We start from the raw sequence: 1,524 nt of genomic DNA on the forward strand, positions 1-1,524 counted from the left end.
TTTTACTAAAGTAATTGACTGGTTAAAATAAAATATTATTTCATTTCTTTACCTATTTCTCTGTTTAATTTTCAAAGACCAATTTGCTTTGTCATCATGTGACGACTTCTATAAGTTTACTAGGTATTTCTTGTTTTGTCAATACTTTTTATACACTAGTTTATGTTTTTCTTTTAATTTTACAAATCTACATGTTTTTTATTGAAGTTTTATGTCAATAAAAGTATTTATTATATGAATAACAATAGTATACCTATATATCAACATCTAAACTTAATTCTAAGCCCAGTCATATTCTATCTTTTAATTACATAAGAAAAAGCCAATATTAATAATATTATCAGCTTTTTCTTATATGGTACTTACAACATAAGTATATGTTTTACTTTATTTCTACAGCATATTTATCTTTTAATTCTGTTACAGTACTTATATATTTTTCATTTTGTTTTTGATGTGATATATTCTCAGCAATCATAGGCCTAGCTTCTTCTAACGTTTTCACGTTTCCTACACTTTTTTCATCTAATTGAATTAAATGATATCCAAATTGAGTCTTAACAGGCTCACTTATTTCTCCAACTTTTAATTCAAAAGCAACTTTTTCAAATTCAGGAACCATTCTACCTCTAGTAAAACTACCTAAACTACCACCTTGAGCCGCTGACGGACATTTAGAATATTTCTTAGCTGCTTCCTCAAAAGACATTCCATTAGTTATTTCTAATTTAATATCCTTCATTTGCTCCAAAGTATCCACTAATATATGCTTAGCCGATGCAGTTTCCTCACTCTTAAACATTTGTGTATTCTCTTTATAAAACTTTTCAATCTCTTCTTCAGTTATATTTATATCTGACATTATATTTTTTACACCTGTTTGTATTAAAATATCTTTTTCAATTAGATGCATTTGCTCTATATAATCTGCATCATTCTTCATATCACTATCAAGTGCATAATTATATATTAATTCAAAATTTATCATTTGATCTAAAAACTCTTTTTTACCCTCTTCTGTTTTATAGTGGTCTTGTGTTTCCTGTGGAAATCTCAGTAATGATCTTTTTATATCTTTTTCCGTTATTTTACTTCCATTTACTATAGCTAAAACTTTACTTTCCATAATTAATCTCCTTCAAACTTATTATAACCATTTATTTTCAATGGTTTTATGATAACATAAAACCATAAAAAAAACAAAATCTATACCATGTTATTTATTTGCATATAACTTATTTGTTTTCATCATAATATCTTAATTAAAATCTTCTAAAATCTTGTTTAAATCTACAAAACAAAAAAAACACTTTATATAAAAGTGCTTTTTTTGGTGGCTTACCGGAGAATCGAACTCCGGACACCATGATTAAAAGTCATGTGCTCTACCAACTGAGCTAGTAAACCATGTTTACCTGGCGACAACCTACTCTTCCACAAGGTTACCCCTGCAGTACCATCGGCGCATTGAAGCTTAACCTTCGTGTTCGGTATGGGAACGGGTGTTACCTTCAGGCCATAATC

1 protein-coding gene, 1 tRNA gene and 1 rRNA gene are annotated in these 1,524 nt (G+C 28.3%); all 3 read right to left on the bottom strand.

What is annotated here, in order from left to right; genetic code table 11:
• Positions 1 to 382: 382 nt before the first annotated feature.
• Entirely contained in the window at positions 383 to 1,126 is a 744-nt protein-coding gene (locus tag KPL37_RS19395; RefSeq protein ID WP_216151710.1) for a peptidylprolyl isomerase, read from the bottom strand.
• Positions 1,127 to 1,331: 205 nt separating this feature from the next.
• Positions 1,332 to 1,407, bottom strand: a tRNA-Lys gene (locus KPL37_RS19400).
• A 6-nt stretch (positions 1,408 to 1,413) separates the two neighbouring features.
• Positions 1,414 to 1,524, bottom strand: a 5S ribosomal RNA gene (rrf, locus tag KPL37_RS19405); the annotation flags it as partial.

The organism is Clostridium frigoris (assembly GCF_018861865.1).
Classification (GTDB): domain Bacteria; phylum Bacillota; class Clostridia; order Clostridiales; family Clostridiaceae; genus Clostridium_AD; species Clostridium_AD frigoris.